This window comes from Devosia sediminis (assembly GCF_016411825.1).
Classification (GTDB): domain Bacteria; phylum Pseudomonadota; class Alphaproteobacteria; order Rhizobiales; family Devosiaceae; genus Devosia; species Devosia sediminis.
In genome coordinates this window covers 129,703-146,891 of the sequence record NZ_JAEKMH010000003.1, presented here as the reverse complement: position 1 = coordinate 146,891, position 17,189 = coordinate 129,703, and the positions used below count along the sequence as shown (strand labels likewise).

General features: G+C 64.4%; 17 protein-coding genes. 10 read left to right on the top strand and 7 right to left on the bottom strand.

Features of this window, described 5'->3' with window-relative positions; genetic code table 11:
• Window positions 1-10 precede the first annotated feature (10 nt).
• Both JEQ47_RS13800 and JEQ47_RS13795 read left to right on the top strand, forming a co-directional pair.
• A complete protein-coding gene (locus tag JEQ47_RS13800) occupies window positions 11-580 on the top strand; it encodes an alpha/beta hydrolase (RefSeq protein ID WP_198877022.1) in 570 nt (189 codons plus the stop codon).
• Between the two features lie 27 nt (window positions 581-607).
• On the top strand, window positions 608-1,048 hold the full coding sequence (locus tag JEQ47_RS13795; protein ID WP_198877021.1) for a pseudoazurin: 441 nt from the start codon (window positions 608-610) through the stop codon (window positions 1,046-1,048).
• Between the two features lie 264 nt (window positions 1,049-1,312).
• Here the strand turns inward: JEQ47_RS13795 and gyrB are convergent, their stop codons facing one another.
• The 4 genes from gyrB to JEQ47_RS13775 all read right to left on the bottom strand — a co-directional run bounded on the left by gyrB (window position 1,313) and on the right by JEQ47_RS13775 (window position 6,911).
• Window positions 1,313-3,766: a DNA topoisomerase (ATP-hydrolyzing) subunit B gene (gene gyrB / locus JEQ47_RS13790; protein WP_198877020.1), complete on the bottom strand. Its 2,454-nt coding sequence runs from the start codon at window positions 3,764-3,766 to the stop codon at window positions 1,313-1,315.
• A 222-nt stretch (window positions 3,767-3,988) separates the two neighbouring features.
• Window positions 3,989-5,104: a DNA replication/repair protein RecF gene (gene recF, locus JEQ47_RS13785; protein ID WP_198877019.1), complete on the bottom strand. Its 1,116-nt coding sequence runs from the start codon at window positions 5,102-5,104 to the stop codon at window positions 3,989-3,991.
• Between the two features lie 179 nt (window positions 5,105-5,283).
• On the bottom strand, window positions 5,284-6,405 hold the full coding sequence (dnaN, locus tag JEQ47_RS13780) for a DNA polymerase III subunit beta (RefSeq protein ID WP_198877018.1): 1,122 nt from the start codon (window positions 6,403-6,405) through the stop codon (window positions 5,284-5,286).
• Window positions 6,406-6,527: 122 nt separating this feature from the next.
• On the bottom strand, window positions 6,528-6,911 hold the full coding sequence (locus tag JEQ47_RS13775; protein WP_198877017.1) for a UCP034077 family protein: 384 nt from the start codon (window positions 6,909-6,911) through the stop codon (window positions 6,528-6,530).
• A 127-nt stretch (window positions 6,912-7,038) separates the two neighbouring features.
• Here JEQ47_RS13775 and JEQ47_RS13770 point away from each other — a divergent pair, with 127 nt between their 5' ends.
• Complete coding sequence (locus JEQ47_RS13770; RefSeq protein ID WP_198877016.1) at window positions 7,039-7,458, top strand: DUF6766 family protein; 420 nt, start codon at window positions 7,039-7,041, stop codon at window positions 7,456-7,458.
• 203 nt (window positions 7,459-7,661) lie between these two features.
• On the opposite strand, the gene dnaA is transcribed toward JEQ47_RS13770, so the two are convergent.
• The 3 genes from dnaA to mutM all read right to left on the bottom strand — a co-directional run bounded on the left by dnaA (window position 7,662) and on the right by mutM (window position 11,457).
• Window positions 7,662-9,116: a chromosomal replication initiator protein DnaA gene (dnaA, locus tag JEQ47_RS13765; protein ID WP_198877015.1), complete on the bottom strand. Its 1,455-nt coding sequence runs from the start codon at window positions 9,114-9,116 to the stop codon at window positions 7,662-7,664.
• A 904-nt stretch (window positions 9,117-10,020) separates the two neighbouring features.
• Window positions 10,021-10,287, bottom strand: a complete 267-nt coding sequence (gene rpsT, locus JEQ47_RS13760; protein WP_198877014.1) for a 30S ribosomal protein S20 — start codon at window positions 10,285-10,287, stop codon at window positions 10,021-10,023.
• Between the two features lie 285 nt (window positions 10,288-10,572).
• Window positions 10,573-11,457, bottom strand: coding sequence for a bifunctional DNA-formamidopyrimidine glycosylase/DNA-(apurinic or apyrimidinic site) lyase (gene mutM, locus JEQ47_RS13755; protein WP_198877013.1), 885 nt, complete (start codon window positions 11,455-11,457; stop codon window positions 10,573-10,575).
• Window positions 11,458-11,543: 86 nt separating this feature from the next.
• Between mutM and ubiE the strand changes: the two genes are divergently transcribed.
• The 7 genes from ubiE (at window position 11,544) to JEQ47_RS13725 (ending at window position 17,048) form a co-directional block, all read left to right on the top strand.
• Window positions 11,544-12,320, top strand: a complete 777-nt coding sequence (gene ubiE, locus JEQ47_RS13750) for a bifunctional demethylmenaquinone methyltransferase/2-methoxy-6-polyprenyl-1,4-benzoquinol methylase UbiE (protein WP_198877012.1) — start codon at window positions 11,544-11,546, stop codon at window positions 12,318-12,320.
• 164 nt (window positions 12,321-12,484) lie between these two features.
• The gene (ubiB, locus tag JEQ47_RS13745; protein WP_198877011.1) at window positions 12,485-14,029 is read left to right on the top strand and encodes a 2-polyprenylphenol 6-hydroxylase; all 1,545 of its coding nucleotides are present in this window, start codon (window positions 12,485-12,487) and stop codon (window positions 14,027-14,029) included.
• A gap of 97 nt (window positions 14,030-14,126) precedes the next feature.
• Window positions 14,127-14,726, top strand: a complete 600-nt coding sequence (locus JEQ47_RS20725) for a hypothetical protein (protein ID WP_236020878.1) — start codon at window positions 14,127-14,129, stop codon at window positions 14,724-14,726.
• Entirely contained in the window at window positions 14,723-15,175 is a 453-nt protein-coding gene (dut, locus tag JEQ47_RS20720; protein WP_328769057.1) for a dUTP diphosphatase, read from the top strand. The genes JEQ47_RS20725 and dut overlap by 4 nt, the downstream gene beginning before the upstream one ends.
• Window positions 15,129-15,872 carry a DUF2259 domain-containing protein gene (locus tag JEQ47_RS13735; protein ID WP_198877010.1) on the top strand — a complete coding sequence of 248 codons (744 nt, stop codon included), beginning with the start codon at window positions 15,129-15,131 and terminating at the stop codon, window positions 15,870-15,872. The genes dut and JEQ47_RS13735 overlap by 47 nt, the downstream gene beginning before the upstream one ends.
• On the top strand, window positions 15,862-16,593 hold the full coding sequence (locus JEQ47_RS13730) for a HesA/MoeB/ThiF family protein (protein WP_236020877.1): 732 nt from the start codon (window positions 15,862-15,864) through the stop codon (window positions 16,591-16,593). The genes JEQ47_RS13735 and JEQ47_RS13730 overlap by 11 nt, the downstream gene beginning before the upstream one ends.
• Window positions 16,594-16,835: 242 nt before the next feature.
• The gene (locus JEQ47_RS13725) at window positions 16,836-17,048 is read left to right on the top strand and encodes a hypothetical protein (protein ID WP_198877008.1); all 213 of its coding nucleotides are present in this window, start codon (window positions 16,836-16,838) and stop codon (window positions 17,046-17,048) included.
• Window positions 17,049-17,189: the final 141 nt, after the last annotated feature.

The window sequence follows — 17,189 nt, the reverse complement described above, 5'->3', positions numbered from 1 at the left end:
GGAAGAGCCCTTGACCCGCAGCATGTTGCACACGGCCCGGCTGGGCCAGCCCGGTGGACAGCCCTGCCTGGTTCTCCACGACCGCTATGGCGACCTGGACGATGCCCGCACCCTCGGCCGCACTCTGGCACCCGCCAGCGCCAGCATCCTTGCCGTGCAGGCGCCGCGCCTGCAGACGGTGGGCGGAGTGGGCAAGGTCCAGGGCTATTACTGGTATGTGGGGCCGCGCGAGCGGGCCGAACTCACGAGCCTCGGCGACAGCCTTTTCCATCTCGAGCACCTGCTGCTCGATGCCGCCGGCGGTGGCGACAAGGTGACGCTGATCGGCGCCGGCGAGGGCGGCACCATGGCGCTGCTCACAGCCATGACTTGGCCGGAAAAGGTGGCCGAGGTGATCGCCGTGGATGCGGCCCTGCCGCTCAATTTCAATCGCATCCCCATTGAATGGCCGAGCATGGGCGGGCTGCGCGTGACGCTGGTGGGCGAGAACCCTTCGGAGGTGACTACCGACCTGCTGGTGGCGCGTGGCGTCGCCCTGCGGCTCGTCCCCAGCATTGCGGCCCAGCATCAGCCGGCCTGACACATATCCATATTTGAGGAGACAATCATGACTATCCGCGCCGCCATCCTGGCCGCTTCCCTCTCGCTGCTTGCGTCGGTTTCGGCCCTTGCCGCCGAGCATGAGGTCAAAATGCTCAATTCGGGCGACACCGGCCGCATGGTGTTCGAGCCGGCCTATCTCGAAATCGCCGCCGGCGACACGGTCACTTTTGTCGCCACCGATCCGGGCCACAATGCCGAGAGCATCAAGGACCTGATCCCCGAAGGCGCCACCGCCTTCAAGGGCAAGCTGGGCGAGACCATTTCGGTGACCTTCGACGTGGAAGGCGCCTATGCCTATAAATGCGCCCCGCACCTCGGCATGGGCATGGTGGGCCTCATCGTCGTTGGCGAAGCGCCGGCCAATCTCGACGCCATCGCCGAAGCCCGCTTCCCCGGCAAGGCCAAGGAACGCTTCGACGAAATGCTGGCGCTGGCGGCGGAGTAACTTCCCGCGTATTGCCCGTTACCGCCGTCATCAATGCCAGGAAGCCATCGGCTTCTTCTTACCCTCCCCCTTGAGGGGAGGGTAGCGGCGCTAGGCCGGCACGGCCGTAGCAGAGCTAGGGTGGGGGTGTCGGAGGCTTGCCGGTCCGCACGTTTGAGCCGCAGGACCCCCTCCCCAGCTACGCTAAGGCCCTCACGGGCCAAGCTTCACTACCCTCCCCTCAAGGGGGAGGGTGGGATGGGACCGACGCCGTCATTCGAGCCTCTAGACGTCGAGGTTGCTGACGTTCAGCGCATTGTCCTGGATGAAGTCGCGGCGCGGTTCGACGAGGTCGCCCATGAGGGCGGTGAAGATTTCGTCGGCTTCGTCGGTCTGGCCCATCTCGACGCGCAGCAGGGTGCGGGCATTGGGATCGAGCGTGGTTTCCCAGAGCTGCTCGGCATTCATTTCGCCAAGGCCTTTATAGCGCTGCAGCGACACGCCCTTGCGGCCGGCATCGGTGACGGCCTTGAAGAGGCTTGCCGGCCCGAAGACCGGGATCGTCTCGCCCTTGCGGGTAAAGGTCGGCACGCCGCCGAAGAGTTCGTCGAGCCGCCCGGCCAACTGCCGGAGCTTGCGGGCATCGGCGGACTGGAGCAGGGCGCGGTCGATATAATGCGTCTCGGTCACGCCGCGCACGGTGCGCGAGAAGGCGAGGGCATCCTCGTCGTTTACGGTGCCCGTCCAGCCGCGCTCCAGCTCGTCGGAAATGCGATCGAGGCGGTTGGCAACGCGCTTCAGCGTTTCTTCCGACCTGGCCGGATCGGACATGCCCTCGGCATCGAGCCCGCCTACGATCGCCGCCTGCTCCACCAGATTGCGGTTGTAGCGCAGGTTGAGATTGTTGATGGCGTTCACGATGTCTCGCGACTGCTGCAGGATGGACATGAGGTCCGCCCCCGCATGTTCGGCGCCGTCGCGGGTCTTGAACACCGCGTCTTCAAGGCCGCCCTCGAGCAGGTAGTCCTCCAGCGCCCGCTCGTCCTTGAGATAGAGTTCGGAGCGGCCGCGGGTGGCTTTGTAGAGCGGCGGCTGGGCGATGTAGATATGCCCGCGCTCGATCAGTTCGCGCGTCTGCCGGTAGAAGAAGGTCAGCAGGAGCGTGCGGATATGGGCGCCGTCCACGTCGGCGTCGGTCATGATGATGATCTTGTGGTAGCGCAGCTTGTCGGCGTTGAATTCCTCGCGGCCGATGCCGGTGCCCAGCGCCGTGATCAGCGTGCCGACCTGGTCGGACGAAATCATGCGGTCAAATCGCGCACGCTCGACATTGAGGATCTTGCCGCGCAGCGGCAGCACGGCCTGGTTGGATCGGTCGCGGCCCTGCTTGGCGGAACCACCGGCCGAGTCGCCCTCGACGATGAAGATTTCGGACTTGGCCGGATCGCGTTCCTGGCAGTCGGCGAGCTTGCCGGGCAGCGAGGATATTTCGAGCGCACCCTTGCGGCGGGTGAGTTCGCGCGCCTTGCGGGCCGCCTCGCGGGCCGCAGCGGCTTCAACCACCTTGCCGACGATGGTCTTGGCCTCGTTGGGGTGTTCCTCGAACCACTGGCCAAGCTTTTCGTTGACGATGTTCTCGACCACCGGGCGGACTTCTGATGAGACCAGCTTGTCCTTGGTCTGCGAACTGAATTTCGGATCCGGCACCTTGACCGAAAGCACGCAGGTCAGGCCCTCGCGGGTGTCGTCACCCGACAGCTCGACCTTTTCCTTCTTGGCGATGCCCGAAGACGTCGCATAGCCCGTCACCTGGCGCGTCAGCGCGCCGCGCAGACCAGCCAGATGCGTGCCGCCATCGCGCTGCGGGATGTTGTTGGTGAAGCAGAGGACATTCTCGTGGTAGCTGTCGTTCCACTGCAGCGCCACCTCGACGGTGATGCCGTCCTTTTCCGAGCGCATGACGATCGGGGTCTCGATGACAGGCGCCTTGGACTTGTCGAGATACTTCACAAAGGCTTCGAGGCCGCCTTCGTAGAACAATTCGACTTCCACCGGCTCGGGATGGCGGTGGTCGCGCAGATGGATGCGCACGCCGGAATTGAGGAAGGCCAGTTCGCGCAGACGGTGTTCGAGCGTCTTGAAGTCGAACTCCACCATGGTGAAGGTTTCGGAGCTGGGCAGGAAGGTGATTTCCGAGCCCGAGCGGCCTTCATAGGTGCCGGGCTTCTTGTCTTCCTTGTATTCGCCCACGACCTTCAACGGCGCGTCGGCGACGCCATGGGTGAAGCTCATCTCATGGATCTGCCCGTCGCGGCGGATGTTGAGCTTCAGAAACACCGAAAGGGCGTTCACGACAGAGACGCCGACGCCATGGAGGCCACCGGACACCTTATAGGAATTCTGGTCGAATTTACCGCCGGCATGGAGCTGGGTCATGATGACCTCGGCGGCCGACACGCCTTCGGAGGCATGGATGCCGGTGGGAATGCCGCGGCCATTGTCGTTGACCGAACAGGAGCCATCGGCGTTGAGCGTCACCGTCACGAGGTCGGCATGGCCCGCCAGGGCCTCGTCGATGGCGTTGTCGACGACTTCGTAGACCATGTGATGCAGGCCCGAACCGTCGTCGGTATCCCCGATATACATGCCCGGGCGCTTGCGCACGGCATCGAGGCCCTTGAGCACCTTGATACTGTCGGCGCCATACTCGTTCGGGGTCGGATTTTCGCTGTCGCTCATGGGGTCCGAATCAGTCGATTTCACGTGACGAATGTTCTAGCGGAATGGGGCTTTAACCCCAAGGATTTTGCCGGTTTCCGTGGCTTTTGCTGGGCATAAGGCTTTCAGAAACGCGGTGTCATTCCCGCGAAGGCGGGAACCTCTGTTTGGAGGCCACAACACCAACAGAGGTCCCCGCTTTCGCGGGGATGACGTTGCAGTATTCAACGATTTGCCGCGCCACTAACGGAGGCCGCTCAGCCGCCCATCCCGCACGCCGATCCGCTGGGCCCGGTCTTCCAGTGCTTCAAACAGCACCATGTCGGTGCCGGTCAGGAAACACTGCGTCTCGAGCCCATCCAGCGCCGCAAACAGCGCCCGTCGCCGGTCGGGGTCGAGATGGGCGGCAATCTCGTCGAGCAGCAGGAAAGGCACTATGCCGGTCCGCAGCCGCACGAGGCGCGCATGGGCGAGGATGAGGCCGATCAGCAGCGCCTTCTGCTCGCCGGTCGAGCCCAGGGCCGCCGGCATAGCTTTTTGCGCATGCAGCACGTCGAGGTCGACGCGGTGTGGTCCAGATATGGTGCGTCCGGCGGCGCGATCAAGCCCGCGCGCATCGTGCCAGCGCCGGGCCAGCAGCGTTTCGAGCTCCGCCGAGGTGGTCGCCTCGGCCCCATCCTCGAACAGCGGGGTCAGCGACAGCATGGCCGCCGGGAAACTGCCATCGTCGAGGCTTTCGGCGATCAGCGCCTGGAGATGCTGCAAACTATCGGTGCGGTTGAGGTGGATCGAGGCGCCGAACTCGGCCATCTGCGCCTCGATGGCGGAGAGCCAGCGCGCATCGCCCCCCTCTTCGAGCAGCTTGTTGCGCTGCCGCATGGCCTTGTCATAGTCCGAGACCGCCGAGGAATGGCTGGGAATAAGCGTCGTTACCAGCCGGTCGAGAAAGCGCCGCCGCTCGCCCGCCGGCCCGGAGAACAGGCCATCCATGGCCGGGGTCAGCCAGAGCACGCGCAGATAGTCGCTCATGGCCTCGATGGAGCGGGCATTGGCGCCATTGATGCGGACCCGCCGCCCGCCATCGGGCAAGGCGCCGGTGCCGATATCAGCGGGCCCGTCATCAGTCTCGACGGTGGCGGCAACCGCCCAGGGCAGATCGGAGCCTTGCGATTGCAGCGTATCGAAACTGGCGCCGCGCAGCCCCCGTCCCGGCGAGAGCACCGACACGGCTTCGAGCAGGTTGGTCTTGCCCGAGCCATTGGGCCCGGTCAGCACGACGTGGCGTTCGTCGAGATCGAGCGCGGCGGAGGTATAGTTGCGAAAGGCGGTGAGGCGGAGGCGGGAGATGTGGCGGATCATTTCGCCCCTTCTTCCCCTCTCCCCTTGAGGGAGAGGGTGGATCGCGCGCAGCGCGAGACAGGTGAGGGGTCCCGCCCACACATATGTTGATCACGAGGGATGCGCAGACCCCTCATCCGCCCCTTCGGGGCACCTTCTCCCTCAAGGGGAGAAGGGAAGGCGAGCATCTTTGCTCGCTCCTACACCCGCATCGGCATCAGCACATAGAGCGCGTTGGCCTCGCCCTCTTCCTTCACCAGGGTCGGGGAATTGGCGTCGTTGAAGAGGAAAACGGCGCTTTCCGAGCGGATCTGGGTGATGATGTCGAGCAGATATCGGGCGTTGAAGCCGATCTCGAAGCCGTCGGTGTCGAAGTCGACCGCCACTTCTTCGCTGGCGGTGCCGTGGTCGGGGTTGGTCACCGAGAGCTCGAGCAGGCCATCCTTGGCCGAGAGCTTGACTGCCTTGCCGCCGCGATCCGAGGCAATGGTCGAGACGCGATCGACGGCGATAGCAAAGCCGGCTTTGTCGACCAGCATCTGCTTGTCGTTGTTCTTGGGCGTCACCCGGTCATAATCGGGGAAGGTGCCTTCGATCAGTTTCGAGAGCAGCACGACCGGGCCCACGGTGAAGCGGATCTTGGTGTCGCTGACTTCCACATGGACGTCGCCATCGACGCCATCGAGCAGCTTCTGGACTTCGCCCACGGTCTTTTTCGGCACGATAATGCCGCTCATGCCGGCGGCGCCATTGGGCGCGGCGATCTCGGCCCGCGCCATGCGGTGGCCGTCGGTGGCGACGGCGCGGAACAGCGACCCGGACTGCGAATTCTCGACGGAGTGGAAATAGATGCCGTTGAGATAGTAGCGCGTCTCCTCGTTGGAGATGGCGAACTGGGTGCGCTCGATCAGCTCGCGGAGCGAGGCGGCAGCAATGTCGAATTCATGCGCGAAAGCGCCGGACTTGAGATCAGGGAAGCTTTCGGGGGAGAGACAGGCGAGGTTGAAGCGCGAGCGGCCGGAGGTGAGGACCATGTTCTCGCCGCCATCGGTCTCGAGGCGCACTTCGGCGCCGTCGCTGAGCTTGCGGACGATTTCGTAAAGCGTGTGGGCCGGTACCGTGGTGGTGCCCGGGGTCGAGACCATGGCCGGCACGCTTTCGGTCACCTCGATATCGAGGTCGGTGGCGCGCAATTCGATACGGTCGTCGCTCGCCTTGAACAGCACGTTGGCCAGGATGGGATAGGTGTTGCGGCGTTCAACCACCCGATGCACATGGCTCAGCGACTTGAGCAGATGATTGCGTTCGAGCGTGACTTTCATGGACCGTTCTTCCTGGGGCTTACGCACAGCAAATCCGGCAGCCGCCGGGGTTGGGACGTTTACAGTTTCATAAGGAATTGGCAAGGCCGACAGGGCTTCTCGTCGCACCCAAGCTGTGGACTTCAGCTCTGGAAATGTACGGTGATGTCGAAGCGTTCGCCGCTCCCCGCGCCCAGATCTCCGAGACCCTCGAAGGGCAGGCAGGCGGCAATGGCCGCGGCGATGGATTGCATGAAGACCGGATACTGGCCAGCCGTGCGCACGCTGTCGAGTTCGACATAGGGCTCGCCATCGAGCGTGCCGTCGCCGAAAAAGGCGAGGCCCACCGAAATGCGCTTGTCCTCGTAGCCCGGCGGCAGGCTCCAGCAGGCCAGCAACTGCTCCTGCACAGAGACGGCGATGGCCAGGTTCTGCTGGGCCAGGTCGGCAGGCGTGGGCGCCTGTCCGGCAGCAGCGGAGGCGACCGGGAAAAACAACGGAAGAACAAAAAGTGCGAAGCGAACCATGCGCAGTCTCTGCCGGGCGGATCGGGTCAGATTAAGGCACCTTTGCGGTTCCGCACAGGTCAGTCGCGTCTGGCTTGCAACCAGATCGGCGGCCCGCCGTTCGCCCCGGCAACACGAGGAGGCGAACATGCCGGGACACTCGATCTGGAGCCGATATAGCTATGCCTGGGTGACGCTGGGCTTTTTCCTCATTTCCATCATTGGCCACTGGCTTTTCGGCTGGTTCGCCTTCGCCCAGGAACAGGCCAGCCATGGCCAGGCCGCGGAGGCCGGGCCGTATGTGATCGAAATGATGCGCGACACGCTGGAAAACTGGCAGTCCGAATTCCTGCAACTGCTCTGGCAGGTCGGCGGCCTCGCCATCCTGCTCCATGTCGGCTCGCCGCAATCGAAAGAGGGCGACGACCGCATGGAAGCCAAGATCGACGAAATCCTGAAGCGCGTGGCCAAGCAGGATGGCGAGGCCATCATCAACGAACTCGACGAGGCCTATGCCGGCCGGCATACCGACAAGCAGTTCAGGAAGCGGGCCGAGCGGCGGGAGTGAGGCGCCACAATGCGCAGCCGGTCAGGAAATCGAGGCTTCGTGCCCTTCGAACATAGGTCTCCGTGATGTCCTAAATTCGCTCCACCGGAGGGTTTTGACCGCGCGCAGCGCGGCCAACTGGCCCTGCGCGCATAGCGCTTCGGGCATAGTCAGCTCAAATCGGTCCACCGGACCGATTTGACCGCGCGCAGCGCGGCCGCTGACTATTCCTCCAGCATGCGCTTCAGGAGTTCGATTTCCTGGCCCAGCTCCAGGTCGTCCTTGATCATTTGCTCGACCTTGCGGACCGAGTGGAGGACGGTGGTGTGGTCGCGGCCACCGAAGCGCCGGCCGATTTCGGGCAGCGAGCGCGAGGTCAGAGCCTTGGCCAGATACATGGCGATCTGGCGCGGGCGCACCACATCGCGCGAACGGCGAGCCGAGAGCAGTTCGTTGCGCGGCACCTTGTAGTGGCGCGAGACGACCTTGAGGATGTCCTCGATGCGGACGCGCTTGGCGTCGCGGGCCCGGATCAGATCGGCCAGAGTCTTTTCGGCCAGGGGCACGGTGACCAGTTCGCCGGTCAGCTGATAGGCGGCGACGAGGCGATTGACGGCGCCATCGAGATCGCGGCCATGGCTGATCACCGAGCGGGCGATGTAATCGACCACCGGGCCGGGGAAGTGGAGGCCGAAGCGGGCGCTGGCCTGGTCGGCACGGCGCTGCACGATGTCGCGGCGCAGGTCCTGGTCAAAGGAGGTGATCGGCACGACAAGACCGCCCGAGAGCCGCGAGCGGACGCGCTCGTCGAGCATTTCGAGATCGCGCGGCGGGGCGTCGCCGGCCACCACGACCTGCTTAGCCCCGGTCAGCAGGGTGCCCAGGGTGTGGCCGAATTCGGTGGCGGACTTGCCCTGGAGGAACTGCATGTCGTCGATCAAAAGGAGGTCGACCCGGCGCAGCCATTCCTTGAAGCCGAGCGCGCTCTGGCGCTGCACGGCGGTGATGAAATGGTACATGAAGTGGTCGGCCGTCAGATAGACGATGTTCTTGGACGGGTCCGCCTGGCTCACCGCATGGGCGATGCCGTTGAGCAGGTGGGATTTGCCGAGGCCCACGGTCGAATGGATATAGACCGGGTTGAAGGTCACGGCATTGTTGATGGCGGCGCTGGCAATCTGCTTGGCGACGCCGAAGGCCATCTCATTGGCCGAGCCGGCGACAAAGGTCTCGAAGGTCATGCGCGGATCGATGGCGCTGCCATTGAGGGCGTCGCCGCTCTTGGCCGTATCGCGCAAGAGGCGCGGCGTTGCTGCGGCCACGGCTGCCGGTGCAGGCGCCGCCTGCTGGGCGGCGGGCGCTTCGGCGGCAACTTCGGCCACCGGCGCGAGGCGCGGGCGGGCCTGGCCGTTGACGCGCATGGTCACCTGCAGCCGGGCCGCCTCGGGAATGTCATTGCGGAAGGCTTCGACGATGCGGTCGGCATAGTTCGACTGCACCCAGGAGCACAGGAAGCGCGTCGGGGCGGAGAGGTGGACCAGATCGTCGACGATTTCCTCGAGCTCGAGGCGGGCGAACCAGGAAGTGAAGACGTCCTCGCCGACCGCCGCCTTGAGACGGGCGCGTACCCGCACCCAGAGATCGCGATGATCGGGAGAAGCGAGTTCGGAACTGGTCATGACAGGGGTGCCGCCTTTGGTGGAAGAAGTGGGGGATGGAGAATTGGCACTGGCCCAATCATCCCGTCCCGCGGTCGCCTGCATCATCGTGTCTAGCCCCATGTTTGCTGCTGCCCGGCCCGCAAAGCCGGTAGCCCTGTTCTTGTTTGTTGTGTCCTTCCGGGTCCCTGATGGCCCGGTTGTTTGTGGACACGGCTTTACCCCCGCCCGTTCGCACGGGACGCACTCATCCTGCCCGGTGACTGACGCCACCGTTTCCTACTTGACCTGTCACTTGAACCCGACGACCCCGGCCGACGGGCGAATGAACGCTGCCAACTCAAATTGACTGGTTGCCGCAAGAGCAACCGAACCCAAAATACTTGGCTGAAATCTCCGGCAGGACTGCCGGAACTGCCCCAAACCCAACCTCCGCTTCGGAGGTCGACCGACGGTTCGGGAGGGTCGTTCCACCCCTCTTTTTCCCCGTCAGCCAGATCACCTTAGAGGCCAGAAATTGGAGCAGCAAGACGTGAATCGTTGAAAAAGGGTCTTGACTCGGAACCGCGTTTTTCGGGGTTGTCCGCCGCCGAAATCCACCCTCCGGCAAGGGCCTGTGACTCAACGCAGATTCCAACACTTAGCTCGCGCCGAAGACTTAAAAATTTATTTCTGAGCAGGTTTGAGGAACAACAAAGACGGGCGGTTTCACGCGCAGAACGGCCCGCTCAACTCTTTGTCATAACTCATAAAAATCCCGCCTTCACCCTTCGTTCCAGGGAGTGCGGAATTGTCATGGAATTAACATATGACATTGGGACGACGAAAAAACCTGCCCGGCTACCATACAACAAAAAGGGCTCCTGACGGAGCCCAGATTGTAATGCGACGGCAGCTCGAAAGGAAGCGCCGGAACCGTCCGAAATCAGACGGCCAGGGCCTTCACGCGGCTGTTGAGGCGCGACACCTTGCGCGAGGCCAGGTTGGCATGGACAATGCCCTTCCCGGCAGCGCGGTGGATCTCGGGCTCGGCAGCCTTGAGGGCGGCGAAGGCAGCGGCGTGATCACCGGAGGTGATCGCTTCCTCGACCTTGCGGATGAAGGTGCGCACGCGGCTACGACGCGACTTGTTGATCGCGGTGCGGGCAGCAATCTTGCGGGTCGCCTTCTTGGCTGACGGCGTATTGGCCATTTCGGTCCTCTTGGGTCGTCCAACCGGCAGAAACCGCGCCATTTGACGCCGCAACCTGCCGGGATGAAATGAAAGCGGCGGCACGCTGCCGCCAAGTCGGGGGGTCTATAGGAGATTGAGCGGGGGTCGTCAACTGGATTCAGGACCAAGTCTGCAGTGTCGGCCCCAGTTCTGTTCATTCACCCGATGCCGTCCTCGGGCCTGACCCGAGGACAACTCGCCACCCATGGGATCGTCGCGGCAGGCCCTCGGGTCAAGCCCGAGGGGGCACGGTGTTCGTGGTGACTAATGCCGCTTCTGGCACACCGGGCAATAAAAGGTCGAGCGGCCCGACTGGACGATCCGTTTCACCACACCGGTGCAGAGCGGGGTCGGGCATGGATCGCCCTCGCGGTCGTAGACGGCAAAATTGTGCTGGAAATAGCCCTCTCCGCTGGTGCTCCGGAAATCGCGGATGGTCGAGCCGCCCACCTCGATGGCCGCGGTCAACACTTCGCGCACGCCATAGGCGAGCTCCTCGAGTGCCTTCTTGGGCTTTCCCGTCTTGGTGACCAGGGTTCGCGCTTCCACGGTGGGAAGGATATGCGCCCGGTGCAAGGCCTCGGCGACATAGATATTGCCCAGGCCCGCCACCACGCGCTGGTCGAGCAGTGCCGCCTTGATCGGCGCCTTCTTGCCATCAAAGGCGGCGGCCATCTGCCGGGCGGAAAATTCATTGCCCAGCGGTTCGGGCCCCAGTCCTTTGAGATAGGGACTTTCCTCGATGTCGTCATAGAGATCGATGAAACCGAACCGCCTTGGGTCGGCATAGATGAGATGGCTCTTGCCGTGGGTGGGGTGCGATAGCGCCCAGACCATGTGGTCGTGCTTGGGCTCGGTGCCCGGTTCGTAGTAGCGCGGCGGCTTGTCGATGCCGTGCTCGGCAAAACGCCAGGAGCCGGTCATGCCCAGATGGCTCAGCAGCGTCTTGCCGTTGCCCAGGGTCATGAGAAGGTATTTTGCCCGCCGCCCCACATGGCTCACGTGCTGGCCTTCCAGCGCCGCCTTCAGCCCTTCGGGAAAGGGGAAGCGCAGGTCCTTGCGGTTGAGCGTGACGCTCTCGATGGTGGCGCCTTCAAGCCAGGGCGCCAGGCCCCGGCGCACGGTTTCCACCTCGGGCAGTTCGGGCATGCAATCTCCTTCACCCTGCGCGGCTTTGTGCCATGGGCATTCATCCATGCCTTATATATGGTGCGCCAGAACTTTGACGACGGCTAATGAGGCCTTTCATGACCCAGTCCAGCGAAACCACGCATTTCGGCGAACGCACCGTCGCCATGGAAGACAAGCAGGGCCTCGTCAACCAGGTCTTCCACGATGTGGCCGACCGCTATGACCTCATGAACGACCTGATGAGCATGGGGGTTCACCGCCTCTGGAAGGATGCCATGGTGGCCGAACTGGCCCCTCCCAAGGCCGGCAGCCGCCCCTACAAGGTGCTCGACATGGCGGGGGGCACCGGCGATATCGGCGAGCGCATCGTCAATGCATCGCTCGGTTACGCAGAGGTCGTGGTCTCCGACATCAATGCCGACATGCTGCGGGTCGGCGCCGAGCGTGCAAAATCCTGGCGCTATCCGGGCCAGGTCGAGTTCCGCGAAGCCAATGCCGAGGAGCTGCCCTTCGCGGACAACACTTTCGACGCCTATACGATCGCTTTCGGCATTCGCAACGTGCCACGCGTGCAAAAGGCGCTGGACGAGGCCCATCGCGTCCTCAAGCGCGGCGGCCGTATCCTGGTGCTCGAATTCTCCCAGGTCGACGTGCCCGGCTTCGACGCCGCCTATCGGACCTATTCCGACGCCGTGATCCCGCCGCTTGGCCGGGTCGTCACCGGCGACGCCCAGCCCTATCAGTATTTCATCGAAAGCATCCGCAAGTTCCCGGCCCCGCCGGAATTCACCGCCATGCTCGGCAAAGCCGGCTTCAAGCGCACAAAGTTCCAGAGCTTTACCGGCAATATCGCCACGCTGTTTTCGGGCTGGAAGATTTGACCATGAATTTCCGGGACGCACGATGCCACGCCTCTCCCTCTGGGGGAGAGGTCGGCCCGCAGGGCCGGGTGAGGGGGCCTTTGTCCCGTCGCCTGATGCAAGGCCCCCTCACCCGCTCCTTGCTGCGCAAGGATCGACCTCTCCCCCAGAGGGAGAGGTAAGAGATGTCCATCGGCTCGACCTTCCGTCTCTTCCATGCCGGCTGGGTGCTGGCGCGCGAGGGCGCCTTTTCGGTGCTGCCTGCAGAGTCGCTGCCGCCGATGATGCGCTTCGGCATTTCCATGGCGCGGCTGGTGGAGCGCCGCGACGTGCGCAAGACCGGCAGCATCGAGCGGCTCAACGCGGCCCTGCACAAGCTCGGACCGTCCTATGTGAAATTTGGCCAGACCCTGGCGACCCGCCCCGACATTGTCGGCGCGCAGGCGGCGGCCGACCTGTCCGGCCTCCAGGACCGGATGCCGCCCTTCGACCCTACGCTGGTTCCCGGCATTCTCGACCTGGCGCTCGGCCCCAAGGCGGCCCAGCTCACCGAGATCAGCGAGCCGGTCGCCGCGGCCTCCATCGCCCAGGTGCACAAGGCCAAGCTGCGCGCGCCGGGCGAGGTGCCCAAGATCGTGGCGGTCAAGGTATTGCGCCCCGGGGTCGCCGAACGCTTCCGCGCCGATACCGACAGCCTTTATGCCGGCGCGCGCCTTGCCGAGACCTTTTCGCCAGCGAGCCGGCGCCTCAGGCCCACGGAAGTGGTGCGCACGCTCGATCATTCCATGCGGCTCGAACTCGATCTTCGTCTCGAGGCCGCCGCCATTTCGGAAATGGCCGAGAATATCCGGAACGACGAAGGCTTCCGCATCCCGGACGTGCATTGGGACCAGGTGGCGCAGAACGTGCTGACCACGACCTGGATGGACGGCATTCCGATCCGCGACCATGCCGCCATCGACGCCGCCGGGATCGATCGCAAGGCGCTGGCGGCAAAGCTGCTGCAAAGCTTTTTGCGCCACGCCATCCGCGACGGCTATTTCCATGCCGACATGCATCCGGGCAATCTTTTTGCCGACCCCCGGAGCGGCGATGTGATCGCCGTCGATTTCGGCATCATGGGTCGCATCGGCAAGTTCGAACGGCGCTTCCTCGCCGACATTCTCTACGGCTTCATCACCCGCAATTATCGCCTCGTGGCGCAGCGCCATTTCGATATCGGCTACGTGCCCGCCAGCCAGTCGGTCGACGACTTTACCCTCGCCATCCGCTCTATCGGCGAGCCGCTGCACGGGCGCACCGCGGCCGATATTTCCATGGCCAAGGTGCTGGGCCAGCTCTTCACCATTACCGACCTCTTCGACATGCAGACCCGTCCTGAACTGGTGCTGCTGCAAAAGAGCATGGTGCTGGTCGAGGGGGTGGCGCGCAATCTCGACCCGAACCTCGATATCTGGACCGTGGCCGAGCCTGTGGTGGGCGAGTGGATCCGGCGCGAGGAAGGCCCCGTGGGCCGCATCGAGGACCTGGTGGGCCATGCGAGCCGGGCGGCCGAGGCTCTCGGCCGCGTGCCAACATTGCTGGCCCAGGCCGAACTGACCATGGCCGAGCATCGGGCCATGATGCGCCGGCCGCCCGACCGGCTGATGCGGGGCACGCTGCTGGCCGTGCTCGGCGCCGCCTTCGTCCTGATCGTCACGCTGATCGTGCGGGTGGTCCTGGGCGGGTAAAATTGCACGCTGCCGGGAGCTTGCCCGCAAGCGCCCTCCGCCCATATGGTGCGGCATCGGGCAGGCGCCGGCGCCGCCCACCAAGGGAGAAGCGGAAATGAGCGTCAAATTCCTGGGCAAGCTCGGGGCAACCGCGCTGCTGGCGGCCGGCCTTGCCGGCTGTATCGACGTCAATATCGAAGTGGCGATCACCAGCCCCACCACCGCCAAGGCCACCATGACTCAGGTCATGGGCGCCGACGTCTATGCCATGGTCAAGATGAGCGCCGAGGGCGAGAATACCGGGGAAGACAGCTTCTGCGCCGAGGGCGAACTGACCGAGAATGCCGATGGCAGCGCCACCTGTACCATTGTCGAGGAAGGCGCCTTCGCCGATCTGGACCTCGGCCAGGACGAGGGCGGCATGACCTTTACCGAGGTGAGCCCCGGCGTGGTCCGCGTCGCCCTGCCGACATCGGACATGCAGGCCGAACTGGGCGCCGAAGACGACATGGACGAGGAAACCCGCCAGATGGTCGAAGCCTTCTTCGAAGGCCGCAACATGACCATCGCCATTTCCGGGGCCGAGATCGTGGAATCGAACATGACGATCTCGGGCGACAGGAAAAAGGCCGAGCAGGTCATTCCGCTGCTCGACCTCATCAAAGGCGCGGCCGACCTACCGGCCGAAATCTACGCGGTGGTGCGCGCGCCGTGACCATTCGCATCGGATTGAAATGGCTCGCCCATGGGGTGGGCCTGCCCCTGCCGCGCCAGCAGACAGCAGGCGCGGCCGGCCTCGACCTCGCCGCGGCCATCGGGCCGGACGAAGAGATGACCATCGCGCCGGGCGACTATGCCATGGTGCCCACGGGCCTTGCCATTGCCCTGCCCGAGGGGTTCGAGGCGCAGATCCGGCCGCGCTCGGGCCTTGCCGCCAAGCATGGCATCACCGTGCTGAATTCTCCGGGCACGGTGGATGCGGACTATCGCGGCGAAGTCAAAATTCTGTTGATCAACCATGGCAAGCTGCCCTTCGTGCTCCGGCGCGGCGAGCGGGTGGCGCAGATGGTGGTGGCACGGGTGGATGCCGTTGAACTGGTGGAAATGGATGAACTGGATGCAACCGAACGCGGCACGGGTGGCCACGGCTCGACTGGCCGCTAGCGGGATCGCCCTTCTGGGCCTTGTCGCACCGGCGCTGGCGGGCGACCGGGCGCTGATCGACTTTGTCGGCTTTTCCGAAGACTTCCGCTATTTCGCCTTCGAGGAATTCGGCATCCAGGACGGCTCGGGCTTTGCCTATTCCAGCGTCTATGTCGTCGATCTCGCGACCGATAGCTGGGTGGTCGGCACGCCGGTGCGGATCCAGGCCGAGAGCGAAGAGACCAGCCTCAGCGCGGTGCGCCGGAGCGTTGCCGAACAATCGGCGGGGCATGTCGAGGAATTCGGCATCCATGTGCCGGTCGAAATTGCCGCCATGATCGGCGACGGCGTGCCCGATACCGATGCGCGGACCCTCGCCTTCGGGGCACCGGCCTATCTGCCCGGGACTGTCTCTGGCGCCTATACGTTGGACCTTGCCACTTTCGAGACCACCGCCACCAGCCCCTGCGCAGAATGGTTCAGCATGCAGCCGCTGGGCTACGAGTTGAGCATTGCCGATAGCGGTGGGACGCGGCTGGTGCATCGCGATCAGAACCTGCCGCGCTCGCGCGGCTGCCCCTCCGATTATCGCCTCCATTCGGTGGTCATGCCCTTTGGCGGCACGACGCTTTCGAATGCCGTGGCCATCATCTCGGTCTATCCGGGCGGCTTCGAAGGCCCGGACCGGCGCTTCCTGGCGGTCCCACTTGGCCTCTGACATCAAGCTCAGTTCCGACGAGACGCAGCGCTATGCGCGCCAGCTCGTGCTCAAGGGATTTGGTGGCGCGGCCCAGCAGAAGCTCAAGACGGCAAGTGTGCTCGTGGTCGGCGCCGGAGGGCTGGGCAGTCCCGCCATCGCCTACCTTGCGGCAACAGGCATCGGGCGGCTCGGCATTGTCGATCCGGACACGGTGTCGCTCTCCAACCTGCAACGGCAAGTGATCCACACAACGGCATCTGTGGATGCCAGCAAAGCTGGGAGCGCGGGACACTTCGCCCAGGCACTCAATCCGCATGTGGCGCTCGACCTCCACGCCGAGGCCATCACCAAAGCCAATGCCGAGGCGTTGATCGGGAGCGTGGATGTGGTGCTCGATGGCACCGACAATCTCGTCACCCGCCGGCTGGTGGCGGCAGCGGCGGAGCGGCATGGGAAGCCGCTGGTCTCGGGCGCGGTGTCGATGTTTTCGGGCCAGGTCACGGTGTTCGCGCCACATCTGGGCGGGCCCGTCCACGCCGCCCTCTATCCGGATGAAGCCAGCGATGACGCGCTGCCCTCCTGCGAGCTCAACGGCATCCTGGGGCCTGTTACCGGCGTCATCGGCACGCTGATGGCCATGGAGGCGATCAAGCTGGTGACCGATATCGGCGAACCGCTGATCGGCCGGCTCCTCGTCTATGACGCAAGGGACGCGCGCTTTTCCGAGATCGGCTACTGACGTCCTTATTCCTCTCCCCCTCGGGGGGAGGTAGCTCGGCGCAGCCGAGTCGGTGAGGGGGACCCATCAAAGGCGCTGGCACTTGAGGAAATCACCCCCTCATCCGGCGCTACGCGCCACCTTCTCCCCGATGGGGAGAAGAATGGAGCTCACGCCTTAGGTTCCTTGAACACCCGTTCTGCTGCTGACACGCAACTTTCCCTTGGTCTCCGCAGTTGCGGCAAAAACCGAGGGGTTCAGCGATGACCGATTATGATGTGACCATGGACGAGCTCGAAACGCTCGCGCTCTTCACCGAGCCGGGCCAGCCCGAGGATGTCGACCCGCAGCATTTTGCCAAACTGCTGTCGATGGCGCTGCTCGAGCAGAAGGAGGGCGGACCGGTGCTCACGGACTCCGGCCGCGACTGCCTCACCTGCAACGGCAGGGACCCCGGGCCAGCGCCGGCGTTCTAGTTCCTCTCCCCATGGGGGAGACATACCCTCATCCGCCCTTCGGGCCCCTTCTCCCGCGAGGGGAGAAGGGGGGTACCGAGTTTGAGCGTATACCGGCTCCCCCTCTCCCCTTGCGGGAGAGGGGGATCGCGCGCAGCGCGA